Origin of the sequence: Bradyrhizobium sp. CCBAU 51627, from assembly GCF_028128765.1 — a bacterium.
In the GTDB taxonomy this organism is placed as follows: Bacteria; Pseudomonadota; Alphaproteobacteria; order Rhizobiales; family Xanthobacteraceae; genus Bradyrhizobium.
The window spans coordinates 1-230 of sequence record NZ_LBJG01000032.1 but is presented as its reverse complement, the minus strand read 5'-3'; the positions used below and the strand labels follow the sequence as shown (position 1 = coordinate 230).

Below are 230 nucleotides of genomic sequence, written 5' to 3'. Positions count from 1 at the left end.
TTCACGGTCGCGGTCTCAGCTCCGACCCTTTCCGTCACCAGCAATGCGGCAGCGCTCAAGGGGCAGGTGCTCAATCTTTCCACGCTCGTCAGCATCGCCGATCCGAGCCATCTCGGCTATCAGAAGCTGGAGCTGTGGGACAGTAACGGCACGGCAGCGAGCGGTCAGTTCGTGGTCAACGGTGCGCCCCAGACCGGCGGCCATGAGATCGACGTCACGCCGGCCAACGT

At 63.9% G+C, this 230-nt stretch carries 1 protein-coding gene; it reads left to right on the top strand.

The genetic code is table 11. The features are described from left to right. A partial coding sequence (locus XH88_RS25560) for a hypothetical protein (protein WP_271671018.1) occupies window positions 1–230 on the top strand: 230 nt, incomplete at both ends.